Source organism: Janthinobacterium sp. YR213 (assembly GCF_900099875.1).
GTDB classification, from domain to species: domain Bacteria; phylum Pseudomonadota; class Gammaproteobacteria; order Burkholderiales; family Burkholderiaceae_D; genus Janthinobacterium; species Janthinobacterium lividum.
Map to the genome: position 1 here is coordinate 193,395 of NZ_FNDA01000007.1, position 16,063 is coordinate 209,457.

General features: G+C 63.9%; 16 protein-coding genes. 6 read left to right on the forward strand and 10 right to left on the reverse strand.

The genetic code is table 11. The features are described from left to right. Nucleotides 1–21: 21 nt before the first annotated feature. From BLT98_RS26165 to BLT98_RS26180, 4 genes are all read right to left on the reverse strand, one after another. A complete protein-coding gene (locus BLT98_RS26165; protein WP_092612926.1) occupies nt 22–2,343 on the reverse strand; it encodes a type II CAAX endopeptidase family protein in 2,322 nt (773 codons plus the stop codon). Beyond that, a complete protein-coding gene (locus BLT98_RS26170) occupies nt 2,340–3,071 on the reverse strand; it encodes an ABC transporter ATP-binding protein (protein ID WP_092612929.1) in 732 nt (243 codons plus the stop codon). Before BLT98_RS26170 ends, BLT98_RS26165 begins: the two co-directional genes overlap by 4 nt. A gap of 76 nt (nt 3,072–3,147) precedes the next feature. Next, a complete protein-coding gene (locus BLT98_RS26175) occupies nt 3,148–4,002 on the reverse strand; it encodes a DUF3667 domain-containing protein (protein WP_244517722.1) in 855 nt (284 codons plus the stop codon). A gap of 139 nt (nt 4,003–4,141) precedes the next feature. Beyond that, complete coding sequence (locus tag BLT98_RS26180) at nt 4,142–4,840, reverse strand: ArsR/SmtB family transcription factor (RefSeq protein WP_092612933.1); 699 nt, start codon at nt 4,838–4,840, stop codon at nt 4,142–4,144. A 76-nt stretch (nt 4,841–4,916) separates the two neighbouring features. On the opposite strand from BLT98_RS26180, the gene BLT98_RS26185 reads away from it, so the two are divergent. Together BLT98_RS26185 and BLT98_RS26190 are read left to right on the forward strand one after the other, a co-directional pair. After that, the gene (locus BLT98_RS26185; RefSeq protein WP_092613093.1) at nt 4,917–6,044 is read left to right on the forward strand and encodes a cytochrome P450 family protein; all 1,128 of its coding nucleotides are present in this window, start codon (nt 4,917–4,919) and stop codon (nt 6,042–6,044) included. Next, the gene (locus BLT98_RS26190; RefSeq protein WP_092612936.1) at nt 6,041–6,388 is read left to right on the forward strand and encodes an antibiotic biosynthesis monooxygenase family protein; all 348 of its coding nucleotides are present in this window, start codon (nt 6,041–6,043) and stop codon (nt 6,386–6,388) included. The genes BLT98_RS26185 and BLT98_RS26190 overlap by 4 nt, the downstream gene beginning before the upstream one ends. Here the strand turns inward: BLT98_RS26190 and BLT98_RS26195 are convergent. Beyond that, a complete protein-coding gene (locus BLT98_RS26195) occupies nt 6,385–6,837 on the reverse strand; it encodes a hypothetical protein (protein ID WP_092612939.1) in 453 nt (150 codons plus the stop codon). The two genes, BLT98_RS26190 and BLT98_RS26195, sit on opposite strands and share 4 nt — an antisense overlap. A gap of 179 nt (nt 6,838–7,016) precedes the next feature. On the opposite strand from BLT98_RS26195, the gene BLT98_RS26200 reads away from it, so the two are divergent. Beyond that, entirely contained in the window at nt 7,017–7,283 is a 267-nt protein-coding gene (locus BLT98_RS26200; protein ID WP_034784922.1) for a hypothetical protein, read from the forward strand. 90 nt (nt 7,284–7,373) lie between these two features. Here the strand turns inward: BLT98_RS26200 and rpoH are convergent, their stop codons facing one another. The 5 genes from rpoH to BLT98_RS26225 all read right to left on the reverse strand — a co-directional run bounded on the left by rpoH (nt 7,374) and on the right by BLT98_RS26225 (nt 12,522). After that, on the reverse strand, nt 7,374–8,273 hold the full coding sequence (gene rpoH, locus BLT98_RS26205; RefSeq protein ID WP_170846504.1) for an RNA polymerase sigma factor RpoH: 900 nt from the start codon (nt 8,271–8,273) through the stop codon (nt 7,374–7,376). 415 nt (nt 8,274–8,688) lie between these two features. Continuing rightward, nucleotides 8,689–9,609 carry a permease-like cell division protein FtsX gene (ftsX, locus tag BLT98_RS26210; RefSeq protein WP_092612941.1) on the reverse strand — a complete coding sequence of 307 codons (921 nt, stop codon included), beginning with the start codon at nt 9,607–9,609 and terminating at the stop codon, nt 8,689–8,691. Then, on the reverse strand, nt 9,606–10,349 hold the full coding sequence (locus BLT98_RS26215; RefSeq protein ID WP_034784934.1) for a cell division ATP-binding protein FtsE: 744 nt from the start codon (nt 10,347–10,349) through the stop codon (nt 9,606–9,608). Before BLT98_RS26215 ends, ftsX begins: the two co-directional genes overlap by 4 nt. A gap of 8 nt (nt 10,350–10,357) precedes the next feature. Further along, nucleotides 10,358–11,416, reverse strand: coding sequence for a signal recognition particle-docking protein FtsY (ftsY, locus tag BLT98_RS26220; protein ID WP_034784937.1), 1,059 nt, complete (start codon nt 11,414–11,416; stop codon nt 10,358–10,360). 164 nt (nt 11,417–11,580) lie between these two features. Beyond that, complete coding sequence (locus BLT98_RS26225) at nt 11,581–12,522, reverse strand: MerR family transcriptional regulator (protein WP_092612944.1); 942 nt, start codon at nt 12,520–12,522, stop codon at nt 11,581–11,583. Between the two features lie 204 nt (nt 12,523–12,726). Between BLT98_RS26225 and BLT98_RS26230 the strand changes: the two genes are divergently transcribed. The 3 genes from BLT98_RS26230 to BLT98_RS26240 all read left to right on the forward strand — a co-directional run bounded on the left by BLT98_RS26230 (nt 12,727) and on the right by BLT98_RS26240 (nt 16,062). Next, nucleotides 12,727–14,037 (forward strand): NAD(P)/FAD-dependent oxidoreductase, encoded by a 1,311-nt coding sequence (locus tag BLT98_RS26230; RefSeq protein ID WP_092612947.1) that lies wholly within the window; start codon nt 12,727–12,729, stop codon nt 14,035–14,037. After that, the gene (locus tag BLT98_RS26235; RefSeq protein ID WP_092613100.1) at nt 14,027–14,824 is read left to right on the forward strand and encodes a DUF1365 domain-containing protein; all 798 of its coding nucleotides are present in this window, start codon (nt 14,027–14,029) and stop codon (nt 14,822–14,824) included. The genes BLT98_RS26230 and BLT98_RS26235 overlap by 11 nt, the downstream gene beginning before the upstream one ends. Nucleotides 14,825–14,898: 74 nt before the next feature. Further along, a complete protein-coding gene (locus BLT98_RS26240; RefSeq protein WP_092613097.1) occupies nt 14,899–16,062 on the forward strand; it encodes an SAM-dependent methyltransferase in 1,164 nt (387 codons plus the stop codon). The last annotated feature ends 1 nt before the right edge of the window (nt 16,063 follow it).

The window sequence follows — 16,063 nt, forward strand, 5'->3', positions numbered from 1 at the left end:
TTCTAGCAAACCCGGCAACAATCAGCTATTCATCTGATAGCCGAGCATGGCGGCATTGTAGAGCGCGTGTGTGAGCATGGGCGCCAGCAGCGCGCCGCTGCGCTCGTATGCGATGCCCGTGCACAGGCCCAGCACGAAGACGGGCAGCATGGCGGCCGGTGGATGCACGAGTGCAAACAGCGCGGCGGCGATGCCGATCGCTTGCCAGGCGGGCAGAGAACGGCGCAAGCCGCCCTGCAGCAAGCCGCGGAAGATGAATTCCTCGCACAGGGGCGCGGCCAGCACGCCCACGGCCAGCAGCCACAGTCCGTCGCTATTGATCTGCATCAATGGTGCAGCGGGCTGCGGCAACAGGGCCGCGCAGCCGATGCTGAACAGCACCGCGGCACAGGCGCCCGCGACTCCCCGGCGCCACGGCTGGCGGCCCTGTCCGATGCGCGGCACGCCGGCCGTCCTGGCGCGCCAGTAGACGAGGCGCAGCAGCGCATACGTGAGCGCACCGGCCGCGCCGAAGGCGATGGCCAGCTGCGCCAGCGGCGTCGCACTGCTCCCTTTGAGCAAGATCAAGGAAAGTGTCTGCAAGATGAAAAACAGCATGGCGGCGATCAGGCCATCGGCCGCCGCTATTCTCGCTGGCGGCGAAGCGGCGGGATCGAGCAGGCAGGGCAGCGCGTCGCGCGCCTTTTGCCACAGGGCCACGGCCAGCGCGCCCGTGAACACGACAAACACCAGTTGCTGCACCAGGCTGCCGGCGGCCAGCGCGGCGATGTACAGGCCGGTGAGCAGCAAATACAGGTACATATACGTGGGGCGCACCTTTGCCGTGGTTTCCGTGGCCAGCGGGTCGCTGGCAAACACGCCCAGCGCCACGGCGATCAGCGCATACAAGGGGATACCGGCCAAGGCCAGCAGCATCAGGCCCGCCGTCTGCCACGACCACGCGGGCAGCCAGGCCAGCGCCGCACCGAACAGTATCAAAGGATACAGCAGGGCCAGCATGGCCCACAACTGCGCCTTTTGCCGCAGCGCCTGTTCGATGGAGACGGGAAACGTGTACAGCAGCCACAGCGCGCCGCCTTCCTTGTTCAGCGTCTGGAAGGCCGACATCAGCAGCACATAGGTGCCGAGGAAAAAGCCGGTGGAGGCCAGCAAGACGGGGCTGGCCAGCAGCGCGTGCACGTCGCGCACCTGGCCCGTAAACAGGGCCTGCCCGCCGAGGATCAGCAAGGGCATCAGCAGGGCTTGCACGAGAAAATTGCGGTCGCGCAAGAGCAACGTCAGCTCGCGCCGCTGGATCGCCGTGCCGATGCGCAGGCGCCACCGCTGCGTGGGCGATGGCGCAGCTGCCGGCTTGCGCGCGGCTTCGCGCTGGCCTGCGCCCACGACGCCATGGCGCAACTGGCGGCGCAGGATGGCCATGCCCAGCAGCATCAAGCACAGGCATTGCGCCAGCAGCAGGACGGCAGGCAGCAAGGCGGCCACGCCATCGGCATTGAGCAGGCGCAGCAGCAGGCCCGGCGGCGTCCAGCCGCTCCAGGCGGGCATGGCTGCCGCCCAGGCATACGCGAAGCCGCCCGTGCCCATGCCGAAGGACATGCCCATATACATGGGCAACAGCCCGGCCAGCGAAATCACTGCCTGCAGATTGCCCAGCCGGGATGGCGTGAGCGACAGGCGCAAACCCGTGTCGACCAGGGTGCGCAGCATGGCGGCCAGGGCCAGCAGGACGAGGCTGGCGAGCAGGCCGGACAGTGGCGAAAACCAGCCCTGGCCCGAATACCAGGCGATGACGGTCGTGCTGGGCCACAGGGCCAGCAAGCCGGCCGGATTGACGAGCGTGCGTTCGAGCACGCGCGCCCATAGCAGAGTGCTTTTCCTGACGGGCAGGGTGACCAGCCATTCCAAGTCCCAGTCCGGCTTCGATAGTTCCCCCATGCCCAGCGGCAGCAGGACGCTGACCAGCCACAACAGCCCCAGCTGCAGGGTCAGGCCACCGATCAGCGTCGCGCTGAACGGCGTGGCCATCAGTTGCGTGATGACGGGGTCGAGCAGGCCGCTGTCCGTGTGCAGGCTGCCGCGCGCCTGGCAGGCGGCGACCTGGTCCAGCAAGCAATGCATGTTCAGCACGCTGTGGCGGGCGATGCTGCCAAAGGAAAACAGCATGGGCAGCAATAGCAGCGCGCCCAGCAGCCAGCGTCCGCCGCGCTTGCCCGGCGTGGCGGGGCGGCTTTTACTGTTTTTCTTGAAGGAAAGCCCCCGGCCGCTGATGTTGAGCAGGCGCTGCAGGCGCAAGCGGGTCAGCAGCCAGACGGCGCGCCAAGCGGTGGGCGGCACCGGTGTCATGCCGTCGACGTTTCATCGGTGAGTTGCAAGAAGAGCTCTTCCAGGCTGCCATCGCTGGACAACTGCTGGCGGATATCGTCCAGGCTGCCCGTGGCGACGAGGGCGCCCCGGTGGATGATGGCGACCCGGCTGCACAGCTTTTGCGCCATATCGAGCAAATGCGTGGAAACGAAGATGGTGGCGCCGGCGGCGGCGCGGCGCAGCAAGCGTTCCTGCACGTCGCGCGAGGCACGCGGGTCGAGGCCGTTGATCGGTTCATCGAGGATCAGCACGGCCGGATCGTGGATCAGCGCGCATGCCAGGCCCAGTTTTTTCTTCATGCCCAGCGAGTAATTGACGGCGAAATCCTCGCTCGCTTCGTCCAGGCCGAATTCCGTCAGCAGGCGCGCCGCGCGGGCGGCCGCTTCCGTGCGCGAAAAACCATGCATTTCGGCCACGAATTGCAGGATTTCACGGCCGCGCAAATAATCGTAAAAGATGGGATTGTCGGGCAGGTAGCCCACCTTGCGCTTGAAGGCGGCGCCATCGCGGTGGCAATCGAGGCCATCGACCAGCACGCGCCCGGCGCTGGGCACGAGGATGCCCATCAGCATGCGGATGGTGGTGGTTTTTCCCGCCCCGTTCGGGCCCAGGAAGCCGAAGACCTCTCCTTTTCCTACCTGCAAGGTCAGCGGCTTGACGGCCTCGAACGCGCCGTACTGTTTGGACAAACCTTCGAAGCTGATCATCGTGCATCCCAAAAAAGATAGCGTGCAGGATGATAGCCTGATACGGCGCCGCCAGAGCGTCCCTTAGTGGCGTAACTTAATGCCGCAGCATCACGCCGATGGCGATGCAGGCCAGGATCGCCAGGCTCATGGCGAGGCTGTAGGCGACCATCAATAACAGCCAGCGGCAGACGGTGGCGAGTTTGCCGCTTGGATACACGCGCCACATGGCCCAGGGCAGATAGGCCAGCAGCCAGGCGCCGAGCACGAGGCGGACAAGGTCGACGGGGATCAGGATCATCAGCGTCATCGTGATGAAGGCGAAGGCATTCGTATGCAAGGCGAACAGGAAATGCTCGCCATAGCGGCGTCCGCTGCCCAGGTAAAGGATTTTCAGGAACAGGGCGAACAGCGGCATCAGGCAAAACATGGCATACGGCGCGTAATGAAAAAAGCTTTCCACCACGAGTTTTTGTTTCTCGGCCGTGGGCAGTTGCTCAAAGTCTTGCCATTGGCGCGGCAGGGTGGGCGTCTGGCCCAGAATGCTGACCTGCATGGTCGATGTCTTGTTTTCCGCAATGTGGCGGGGACCATGGGCGCCTACCTGGGCTTGCTGGTCGTGGACGGTGAGGAACACGCCGGGGCTGCTGAACTTGAGGATGGCAAAGAACAGGATGCTGAAGGTCAGGTAGACGCGCAGCGGCTCGACGTAGCGCACGCGGCGTCCCGCGAGGTATTCATTACTGAGTGCGCCTGGGTGGAACAGCAGCAGGGCCAGGGTACGCCAGAGCTTGCCTTCAAGCGCCACATAATGGGCGACGAATTCATGCAGGAATTCGCGCGCGCTGGGCATGTGCAGGGTAGTCGTTTGGCCGCAGGCGCTGCAGAAGTTGCCTGGCGCATCGGTATTGCAGTTATGGCAGGTGCTGGCGGGACGCGTGCTGGATGACACTGTTTTCAAGATGGACTCTTTCCATGGCCGAAAGGTAAAGATGATCGCTCAAGGGCGCAGCATATGATGAATGAAAAGAATGATAAAAGCGCATTTTTTTGCGTTCTAGTTGCTTCCGAGATACAAAATCCTGCGCCGGTCAGGCGCCACCGAAGGCGGCCAGCAGGCGCCGTTCACCGGCCGGCGTGAGGCGCAGGGCGCGGCTGTCGAGTTCGCGTTCGGCCCAGCGCTGGCGCAGGGCCAGCTGCAGGATGGCCGCCCCCAGCGCGCCGCCCAGGTGGGCGCGCCGTTCGCTCCAGTCCAGGCAGGCACAGGCGAAGCGGCGGCGCTGGCGCTGCAATTGCGGCACGTCGATGCCCAGGGCCGCCATGCCGGCCGCGCCCTCTGCCGACAGCCGATACTCGCCTTCGCCGCCATCGTCCAGCAGCCAGCCTTGCGCTTGCAACTGGTCATGCAGGGCGACGGCCACCGTGCCGGCCATGTGGTCGTAGCAGGTGCGCGCATGGCGCAAGCGGTCCGGCGTGGTGGGCGTAAACGGCGTTGCCGCCACGCCGGCCACCACCAGCAGCGCTTCGAGGGCCTGGCCCACTTCCGCGCTGCCCAGGCGGTAATAGCGGTGCTTGCCCTGCGCCAGCATCGACAGCAAGCCATCGTCGCGCAAGCGCGCCAGATGGGCGCTGGCCGTCGAGGCGCCCACCTCGGCCAGCGCCGCCAGTTCCGTGGCCGTGCGCGCATGGCCGTCGAGCAGGCTGCACAGCATGCGCGCGCGGGCCGGTTCGGCGATGGCGCCGGCCAGTTGCGCCAGTCCCATGTCGGCCGAGGCAAGCTTGTCATCCATGATTCGTTCCAGGGCGAAGTGTTGTGGTGGAAGGGGCAGCATACTCGTGTCCCCACCTCACTGCAATGGAATGCGCATGCCGCTCGCCGACTTTGTTATCGACCCCGCCGACCCTTTTTCAGCCCTTACCCACGCGGCGCCGTATGACTACTATCGCCGCCTGGCGGACGGCCCGCCGCTGCGTTTCGATGCGCGGCTCGACTGCTGGCTGGCGACGGGCGCGGCCGGCGTGCGCGCCGTGCTCGAGCATCCCGATTGCCGCGTGCGCCCGCCCGGCCAGCCCGTGCCGGATACCCTGGCGGGCACGCCGTGCGGTGCGATTTTTGGGGAATTGGTGCGCATGAATGAAGGCGAACGGCATGCCGTGCCGAAGCAGGTGCTGGCGCGTTCGCTGGGACAGGTGGACCTGGCGCACCTGCAGGCGCGGACATTGCGCATGGCCAGCGACCGCGTGCCGGACAGCGCAGCGCAATTGAACGGCGCGCTGTTCGAACTGCCCCTGTTTGCCATGGCGGACTTGCTGGGTTTTGCGCCAGCGCAATGGCCGGCGCTGGCCGCCTGGACGCGCGATTTCGTCGCCTGCCTGTCACCGTTGAGTAATGGAGAACAACTGGCCGGTGCGCAAGTGGCAGCCGACGCCTTGCTGCAAGGTTTTATCGTGTTGCTGCGCGAGGCGGATGCATTGCCCGGCAGCTTGCTGGCCAATGTCGTGGCCGAGGCGGATGCCCGGGGCTGGCGAGCTTCGGGCGGCGTGCTGGCCAACCTCGTGGGTCTGCTGTCGCAGACCTGCGACGCCACGGCCGGCTTGCTGGGCAATGCCATAGTTGCCTTGCGCACGCAACCGCAGTGGTCCACGCAAGTGCGTGCCGCACCCCGGCTGTGCCCAGCCCTGCTGCGCGAAGTTAGCCGGCATGACCCCTCCATCCACAACACGCGCCGCTACACGGCGCAAGACGTGGAGTTCAATGGCGTGCGCGTGCCGGCCGGGCAGATGATCGTCGTCGTGCTGGCCAGCGCCGGCCATGCGGAGTGCGGCTTTGGCCATGGCCGCCACATTTGTCCGGGCCAGTGCATCGCGCAGGCCATCGCCACGGCTTGCCTGCAGGCGTGGGCCGACGGGCTGGACCGCATGCCGCTGGCGTGGCGTTATCTGCCGTCGCTGAACGCGCGCATCCCTGTTTTTAGCCTGGGAGAAATGAAATGATTGCCGTGATTTTCGAAGTCTGGCCCGGCGCGGAAGGGCGCCAGCAGTATCTGGACCTGGCCGCCGCGCTGCGTCCCTTGCTCGATGAAGTGGACGGTTTCATTTCCATCGAGCGCTTCAGCAGCCTGAGCGAGCCAGGCAAATTGCTGTCGCTATCGTTCTTTCGCGACGAGGCGGCGCTGGCGCAATGGCGGCAGCTGGAAGCGCACCGCGCGGCGCAAACGGCTGGCCGGCAGGGCGTGTTTGACGACTACCGGCTGCGCATTGCCACCGTCGTGCGCGATTACGGCATGCTGGACCGGCAGCAGGCGCCGGCCGACAGCCGGCGGCGCCACAGCGTTTAGCGTGGCAGTGCGCCCTGCGTGATTTTCACTTTGACCCGGTACGTGGGCTCGGCCGCATTCAGGGCGGGCGGCGTGGCCGGATCGACGTCGAGCAGGGTAAACGTCAGGTGGTTGACGGTGACGGAACTGGCGGCGCCGGGCATGGAGTCGGACAAGACGATGTCCGTGGCGCCTGCGCTATTGAGCAAACTGAAACTGTAGCTGACGTAGCCTTTCCACACGCACACGGCGCCCTTGCGGCAGCGGCTGTCGTTGACACGTTCGAGTTTCAGGGTGTCGGTGGCCGTGATGGCCACCTGTTCGCCCGGCGACAGCACGTGGGTGACGCTGCGCGGCGTGTTTTCCGCGTCGCCAGCGCTGCCGGCCGCGCCGCAGCCAGCCAGCACGGCCAGGCAGGCGAAGAACAGGGGAAGCAGCACGGTACGGTAAGAGCGGGTCAGATAATGCATGTTTTTCCTTTCAGGTGGAGCGTCCCCGGCGTGCTTGTTCACGCGTGGGATGAAAATGATAGTAACAAAATGATATTTTTACGGCGCACTATTGGCGTGCTGCCGGTGAATTGATGCGCCAGCCACGCGGCGCGCCGATTACTGCGTAGAATGGCTGTTTTGAAAATCAGGAAACAACCATGAAAAAAACCGACCTGGCCAAAAGCGATGCCAAGAAACTGATGGGAAAGATGAATGTTCCCGGCGCCGGTGCATTCGGTAAGGAAGCGGTGGTCATCGACCGCCGCGAGCAGCGCAAGCGCGATCAGGCCCTGGGCCTGGTGCCATTCGCCGTCAAGCTGAACAGCGATCTGGTCTTGCAATTGCAGACCCTGGCCAAGGAACGTGGCGCGGATCTGAATGAATTGGTCGCCGAGCTGATCACCAAGGGCTTGGCTGCAGCGTAAGGGCTGACAATGTTTATCTGTTGATAAATATCAAGTTATAAAACTAAAAGGCGCCTTGCGGCGCCTTTTGCATTGCGGCATTGCTTGCGATTACACGTAGGCGGCCAGGGCGCCCTTCATTTTTTTCAGCGCCGCCACTTCGATCTGGCGGATGCGTTCGGCCGATACGCCGAACTCTTCTGCCAGCGCGTGCAGGGTGGCGCCGGAGCCGTCGTCGTTGGCCAGCCAGCGCGCTTCGATGATGCGGCGCGAACGGGCGTCCAGCTTCGACAGTGCCGTTTCCAGGCCTTCCGATTGCAGACGCGTCACTTGTTCCGCTTCCAGTACCTTGGTCGGCTCGCTTTGCTCCGACGACAGATAGGCGATCGGCGAAAACTTGTCGTCCTCATCGTCGGTCGGCGATTCCAGCGCGATGTCGCGGCCGCTCAAGCGGGTTTCCATCTCGATCACTTCTTCGCGCTTCACGTCGAGCAGCTTGGCCAGCGCATCGATCTGCTTTGGCGTCATCGCGTCCAGGCCCGTCTTGTGGCTGCGCAGGTTGAAGAACAGCTTGCGCTGCGCCTTCGTCGTCGCGACCTTGACCAGGCGCCAGTTTTTCAGGATGTACTCGTGCATCTCGGCTTTCACCCAGTGCATGGCGTACGACACCAGGCGCACGCCCTGGTCCGGATCGAAACGCTTCACGGCTTTCATCAAGCCGATATTGCCTTCCTGAATCAGGTCGGCGTGCGGCAAGCCATAGCCCAGGTAGCCGCGGGCAATTGAGACCACCAGGCGCAGGTGCGACAGCACCAGTTCTTGCGCGGCGGCCAGGTCATTTTTTTCACGCAGGCGTGTTGCCAGCGAAATTTCTTCGTCATGGGTCAACATGGGCAGGCGGTTCACGGCCGAAATATAGGCGTCGATATTGCCCAGATTGCCAGTGAACCCGAGGCCCAGCGCATTACTTTTGGTCGGAACCAATGCGGACGTTGCGGACATCATAGTCATGTTTTCTCCCTCGTAGTCTTGCTTTGTTCCAGTTGGCCACGTCACGCGACGTGGCAGCTCGTATCTTCGTTTTTGCGTATTCGGTCTTGCACTTTGCAGATCGCGGCACCATCTTGATCTGGCGTCCATGGCGGTTCTGCTGTTGGTATGTCCCTATATTAGCACTCTCTGCTTGAGAGTGCCAATCAGCACATTTAATCGACCTGATAGCCTAAATGCTATGGCGAATGAATGCTTGATATACATCTGTAAAAAGCGATCTGAACAGCGCCGCAGGCCGCTTTACGACAACATGGCCAGTCTACGGCCTCTGGCTGAAGCGAGCCTTAAGAATACTTGCTTAATATCAATATAGCAGCAATATGGGGATGGCGAGACGCATGGCGGCGCGGGAGCGCCGCCATGGAAAGGAAGGTCAGTTCAGGCGCGCCAGGTGGCGCTGCACGCAGAGGAAGGCGCCGATCAGGCCCAGGCCGGCGCTGACGGCCAGCAAGCCGGCCATCGGCAGCGGCGCCAGCGGCACCAGCTGGAATTCGGACGCATACAGGCGGGCAAACTCGGCAATCGCGGTATTCAGCGGCTGCAAGGCCAGCGCCACGGCGCCCAGGGCCAGCGCACCGGCGCACAGGCCCAGCAGGGCGCCCGTGTAATAGAAGGGGCGGTGGATGAAGGTATCGGTGGCGCCGATCAATTTCGAGATGCTGATTTCATCGCGCTGCTGCATCACCTGCAGGCGGATGGTATTGAAGACCACGGCGATCACGGCCACGCCCAGCGTGATCGCCAGCAGCAGCAGCACTAGGCGCAGCACGCCCAGCAGGGCCGCCAGGCGCTTGACCCAGGCCGAATCGACTTGCGCCGATTCCACGAATGGCAGCTGGCGCAACTGTTCCGCCACCGCATCGACATCCTGCGCTTCGCTGGCGCTGCTGAAGGCATCGAGTTTCAGCACATAGCTGTCGGGCAGGGGATTGTCGCCCAGGGTGCTGAGCACATCGGCCAGGCCGCTCTTGTTTTTCAGCGAGTCCAGTGCCTGTTCGCGCGGGATGAAGACGATCTTTGCCTTTTGCGGGCCCACGATTTTGCGCATGGCGCTCGCCAGGGCCACGGCTTGCTCGCGCGGCGTGTCGATCTTCAGGAAGACGCTGATTTCCGGGTCGACCGACATCTGTTCCGACATGGGGCGGACATTGTCGAGCATGGTCAAGCCGGCGAACGGCAGCGACAGGGCGATGGCGACGACGAGCACGTTCAATAGAAAGCCGCCCGGCGACTTGCGCAAGTGAATCAGCGCCGAACCCAGGGCGAAGCGGTGTTGACGGAACCAGCCTCTCATGCCTGTTCTCCCTGCGCGTCGTCCTGGTCGGGAGAGGGCGCAAAATCGGGATCGGGCGGCGCGAAGACGGGCGCCTGCGTGGCCTTGTCGATGGCGACCAGCTGGCCGTTTTTCAGGTGGATCACGCGGGCGGCGGCGTCGAGCATCTGTTCGTCATGGCTGGAAATGAGGCAGGTCACGCCCACGGAGTGGAATGCTTTCAGGGCGTCGAGCACCTTGTTGGCGCTGGCGCGGTCCAGGTTGGCCGTCGGTTCGTCGGCCAGGATGATCTGCGGCCGGTTGACGATGGCGCGCGCGATCGACACGCGCTGCTGCTCGCCGCCCGACAGCGACAGCGGTCGCGCCATGGCGCGGTCCAGCAGTCCCACCTTGTCGAGCGCGGCGCGCGCGCGCTGTTCGGCGGCCGCCTTGTGGGCGCCGACGACGAGCAGCGGCAGCATGACGTTGGCCAGGATGGAGCGGTCGTTGAGCAATTTTTGCTGCTGGAAGATCAGGCCCATGTTACGGCGCAAAAACGGCACGCCGGCCGGCTTGATCTTCGCCATGTCCTGGCCATTGACGATCAGCTTGCCCGACGTGGGGCGTTCCATGGCGGCGATCATTTTCAGCAAGGTGGATTTGCCTGCGCCGGACGGGCCAGCCAGGAACACCAGCTCGCCCTTGGCAATACTGAGCGAAATGTCGCTGAGCGCCACGGCATCGGGGGAGTATTGCTTGGAGACGTGCTGAAATTCAATCATGTATGGGCTTATCCGAGCAGCGCTTCGACAAATTCGGCAGCCACGAAAGGCTGCAAGTCTTCAATTTTCTCACCGATGCCGATGAAATACACGGGCACGGGACGTACGCGGGCAATTGCCGCCAGCACGCCGCCCTTGGCGGTACCGTCCAGCTTGGTGATTACCAGGCCGCTCAACTGCAGGGCATCGTCGAAGGCCTTCACTTGCGTGAGGGCATTCTGGCCCGTGTTGCCGTCGATGACGAGCAAGGTTTCATGCGGTGCGCCATCCATGCCCTTGCCGATCACGCGCTTGATTTTCTTCAATTCTTCCATCAGGTGCAACTGCGTCGGCAAGCGGCCCGCCGTGTCGACCATGACCACGTCGATGCCGCGCGCTTTCGCCGATTGCACGGAGTCGTAGGCCACGGCGGCCGGGTCGCCCGATTCCTGCGAAATCACGGTGACGTTGTTGCGTTCGCCCCAGACCATCAGCTGTTCGCGCGCGGCGGCACGGAAGGTGTCGCCCGCGGCCAGCAGCACGGACTGGTTGTTCGACTGCATGTGCTTGGCCAGCTTGCCGATGGTGGTGGTCTTGCCGGCGCCATTTACGCCGGAAATCATCATCACCAGCGGCTTGTGGCGGCCCAGCTCGAAGCGCTTTTCCAGCGGCGAGAGCAGGTCGATCAGCAGCACTTTCAGGGCGGCCTTGACGGCGGCCGCGTCGAGCAGCTTGTCTTCCTTGACCCTCTTCTTCAGTTCCGTCAGCAGGAATTCCGTGGCGTCGATACCGGCGTCGGACATCAGCAGCGCCGCTTCCAGCTCTTCGTACAGGGCGTCGTCGATCTTCGCGCCGACAAACAGCACGGACAGGGTGTTCGAGGTTTTCGACAGGCCTGCCTTGAGGCGCGTCATCCACGATTTTTTCTCGGGTTCGGCGGCCACGATCACGGGTACGAGCTCGGCCGGCGCACCGCTCAGGGGCGTAGCGGCAGGCTGCGGGGCAGGCGGCGTGGCGGCGGGAAGGACGAGAGGCTCGGCTGGTGCAGCCTCGGGAGCGATGGGTTTTTTCTTGAAGAAACTAAACATGGATGTGTGGTGGCGGGTGCTGACCTAAGGCCCGGCGGCGCCGGACACTGTGTTACGGGCTATTCTACCAGAGCGCGCCCGGCCCTTCATGCTTTACTGTTCGATTGGCAACATTGCGCCGCTATCCACGGAGATCGCCGCAGTTGCCGCGCTTTTCAGCCGGTTCAGTGGGTTTGCAGGGCCAGTGCCTGGTGGCGGCGGCGCCAGTCGGCGATGCTTTCGTCGACTTGCCGCAGGTCCAGCACATGCAAAAAGTGTGGCGGCTGCCTGGTCAGCACAGGACTGCGTCCGCCGGCCCACAATTCCATGTTGGGCGGCAAGCTTGCGTGCAGCTGCTGCAGGCTGTCGCGCGTCTGGCGTTGCTTGCTGGCGCTGGAAAACGACAGCGCCACGATGTCCGCCCGTTGCGCGCGGGCGGCCGCGACGATGTCCGTCAGCGGCGTTTCCACGCCCAGCGACATGCAATGGGCGCCGGCCGCCGCGCACAGCGCCTCGGCCATCAGCAGCCCCAGGCCATGACGCTCCTGCGGCAAGGTACTGAGGACGATGCGTGGAGAGCGCGTGGACGGGCTGCTTGCTTGTGGCAGGGAAAAGATGGCGTGGCGCATCACCGTTTGCAAGGTTTCGCTGTACAGATGCTCCTCATACACGGCCAGTTCGCCGCAAGCCCACGCTTCGCCCACCATGCCGGTGAGGGGGGCGATGACGTCGATGGTGAACGCTTTCAGGCCCAGCACGGCCAGCGCCTTGCGCAGGGCGTCGCCCAGTTCTGCCATCTGGTGGCCACGGCACAGGGACAGGTAGTGTTCGAGCTGGGGGGCTGGCGTTGACGGCGCCGCGCTGCTGGCGCTGGCCAGCTGCTGCAATTGCACGGTGCTGTGCTGCATGATTTTGCCCGGGCGGAATCCGAGGTCCAGCAAGCGCTTGACCATGCGCAACTTCTGCACTTGCTCGGCCGGGTAGCTGCGCTCGCCAAAGGCGTCGCGCTGGGGCTGGGGAAAGGCGTAGCGGCGCTCCCACACACGCAAGGTTTCCTTGGCCAGTCCGGTATCGCGTTCGACATCGCTGATGCTGAAGGCGGAAGTAGGTTGCAGGTCAGTATCCATACCAGAGTGGCTTTGCTCGCATGCGGAAGAACGTGGCATGCATTTTACGCCTTCCGCCGCCCCATACCAAATAGCTGAATCCGATTGGAAATCGCGGGCGTATGAGTTTTGGAGCGGCTCGCACACTCATTGACATGAATCAATATTTCATCGATTATCCATGAAGCTGATTTTGTCCAGGACAAACTTAATGCAGGTGTACTCATGAAAATTGCCGTCGTCGGAGCAGGAATCGCAGGTTTGTCGTGTGCCTATCGCCTGGCGCAATCGGGCCGGGACGTCACCTTGTACGAGGCGGGCGACTATTTTGGCGGCCACAGCCATACGGTGGATGTCACGCTCGATGGCATCACGCATGGCGTCGACACGGGTTTTCTCGTGTTTAACCACGCCACGTATCCGCACCTGGTGCAACTGTTCCAGGAACTGGGCGTCGAAGCGGCCGACAGCGACATGTCGTTTTCCGTGAAGATGCCGCTGGGCGCGACGCCGGACGCCCGCGTGCTGGAATGGGCGGGCGCCAATCTGGACACCGTGTTTGCCCAGCGCAGCAATCTGCTGCGCCCCGCCTTTCTGCGCATGTTGCGCGACATTTTGCGCTTCAACCGCCAGGCCAGCGCCCTGGCCACGGCCGCCTTGCCGGCGCCGGCCCTGCCGCTGGGTGAGTTTCTCGACCTGCACGGCTATGGCGACGAGTTCCGCCACTGGTATCTGTTGCCGATGGCCGCCTGCATCTGGTCGTGTCCGGCGCGCCAGATGCTGGCCTTTCCCTTGGCCACCTTCATCCGTTTCTGCCACAACCATGGCTTGCTGCAAGTGAGCGACCGGCCGCAATGGCGCACGGTGCGGGGCGGCTCGCGCGTGTACGTGGAAAAATTGCTGGCAGGCATCCCACAGCAGCGCCTGGCTTGCCCCGTGCTGGCCGTGCGCCGCCAGCAGCACGGTGGCGCGCGCATGGTCGAGCTGCAGACGGCCGCCGGCGTCGACCACGTCGACCACGTCGTGCTCGCTTGCCATAGCGACCAGTCGCTGGCCCTGCTGGGAGACATCCGCGACGACGAGCGCTCCGTGCTCGAAGCCGTGCGCTACCAGCCCAACCGCGCGGTACTGCATACGGATGCGTCCTGCCTGCCGCAGCGCCGCCGTGCCTGGTCGGCCTGGAATTACCAGGGCCGGCCGGCCGCGCACGGTGATGCGCCGCAAGTGTGCGTGCATTATTTGCTGAACCAGTTGCAGCCTTTGCCCTTCACCACGCCTGTCATCGTTTCGCTCAATCCGCTCGACGAGCCCGATCCGGCAAGCATCATCGACGAGTTTTCGTATGCCCATCCCGTGTTCGATGGCGCGGCCATTGCGGCCCAGGCGCGCCTGGCCAGCTTCCAGGGCGCGCAGCACACGTGGTTCGCGGGCGCCTGGACTGGCTACGGCTTCCATGAAGACGGCTTGAAGTCGGGCCTGGCCGTGGCCGAAGCACTCAATGGCCTGGCGTCGGCGGAGCTTGGCCATGCCGCGTGATCCCACGCAGCCGCTCCGGCCGCAGCCCCAGCTGTGCCTGGGACGGGTGCGCCATGCGCGGCTGCGTCCGCGCGCGCATGCCTTTGCTTACGGCATGTTTTATTTGCGTTTGCCCTTGCGCAGCCTGGGCGCGCACGATTTTGCTGCCCGTTTGATTTCGCGCAACGGCGCCAATGTGCTGTCCTTCCGCGACAGCGACCACGGCGATGGCACGACGCCGCTGCTGGACTGGATCGACGGCTTGCTGCGCCAGCATGGCGTGGTCGACGCGGGCGGCGAAATCTGGCTGCAAACCATGCCGCGCATGTTCGGCTATGTCTTCAATCCCGTCAGTTTCTGGTTTTGCCACGGGCTTGACGGTGAGCTGCGGGCCGTGCTCTGCGATGTGCGCAATACCTTTGGCGAGCGCCATTTGTACTTGCTCGAGCAGGGCGGCGCGATTGCCTTTGGCAGCGAACTGGTCGCCAAGAAAATTTTCCACGTGTCGCCGTTTTGCAAGGTGGAAGGCCAGTACCGCTTCCGTTTCCTGCGCAATCAGGCTCAGGGCGGCGAGCGCCACCTGGCCAGGGTCGATTACGACGACCTCGACGGTCCGCTGCTGCAAACGAGCTTGTCCGGCACGGCGCAGCCGCTGCGCGATGGCGCCATCGCCTGGGCCTTGCTGCGCTATCCCCTGATGACGTTCGGCGTGATGGCGCGCATCCATTGGCAAGCCTTGCGCCTGTGGCTGCGCCGCGTGCCGTTTTTCAGCAAACCCCACCCTCCACAAGAAAAGGTGTCCCGATGAGCTCCGATTCCCTGCCGACCGGCCTGCATGCGCGCAGCAGTTCCACTCCCGTGCATGTGCATGACCATCGTGACATGCCCGCTGCCGGGCGCATGATTGTGCGCCTGCTGGAAAAATTGCAATATGGCGCTTTGCGCCTGCGCACGCCTGATGGCAGCATCTTGCTGTACGGCGATGGCAGCCACCCCGTCACCCTGGACTTGCACAACTGGCGCCTGTGTGCGGCCGTCCTGCGCTCGGGCGACATCGGCTTTGCCGAAACGTTTATCGCGGGGGACTGGCGCACGGACAATTTGCCGGGCCTGATCGAATTGATGATACGCAACCGTGCGCACATCGAATCCCTGATCTACGGCAACTGGTGGGGCAACCTGATCTATAAGGTGCGCCATCTGCTGCACCGCAATTCGCGTGCCGGCAGCAAGAAGAATATCCACGCCCATTACGACATCGGCAACGCCTTTTACCAGTTGTGGCTGGACCCGTCGATGACGTATTCGAGCGCGCTGTTCACCGAAGGCGCCAGCCTGGAGCAGGCGCAAGGTGCCAAATACCGGCGCATCGCCGATCAACTGCAACTGCAACCGGGCCAGCGCGTGCTGGAAATCGGCTGCGGCTGGGGCGGCTTTGCGGAAACGGCGGCGCGCAGCTACGGCGCCCACGTGACGGGCCTGACCTTGTCGACCGAACAGCTGGCCTATGCGCGCCAGCGCCTGCACGATGCGGGGCTGGCAGGGCAGGCCGACCTGCAGCTGTGCGATTACCGCGACAGCCATGGCCAGTACGACGCCATCGCCTCGATCGAGATGTTCGAAGCCGTGGGACAAAGCTACTGGCCCGGCTATTTCGAGTGTGTGGCGCGCAACCTGAAGCCGGGCGGACGCGCCTGCATTCAGACCATCGTCATCGCTGACGAACTGTTCGAGCGCTACAGCAAGAGCACGGATTTCATTCAACAGTACATTTTCCCGGGCGGCATGCTGCCTTCGCCGGCCGGGTTTCGCCGCGCCGCCGAGGCGCAGGGCTTGCGCGTGGAAGACGCTTTCAGCTTTGGCCTCGATTACGCGGAAACCTTGCGCCAGTGGCGCGCCAGCTTCCTGGCCCAGCGCGCGGCGCTGGAAAAGCAGGGTTTCGATGGCCGTTTCCTGCTCACCTGGGAGTTTTACCTCGCGTATTGCGAGGCCGCCTTCCAGGCGCACAACACGGATGTGATGCAATTTACCCTGATCAAGGACTGAC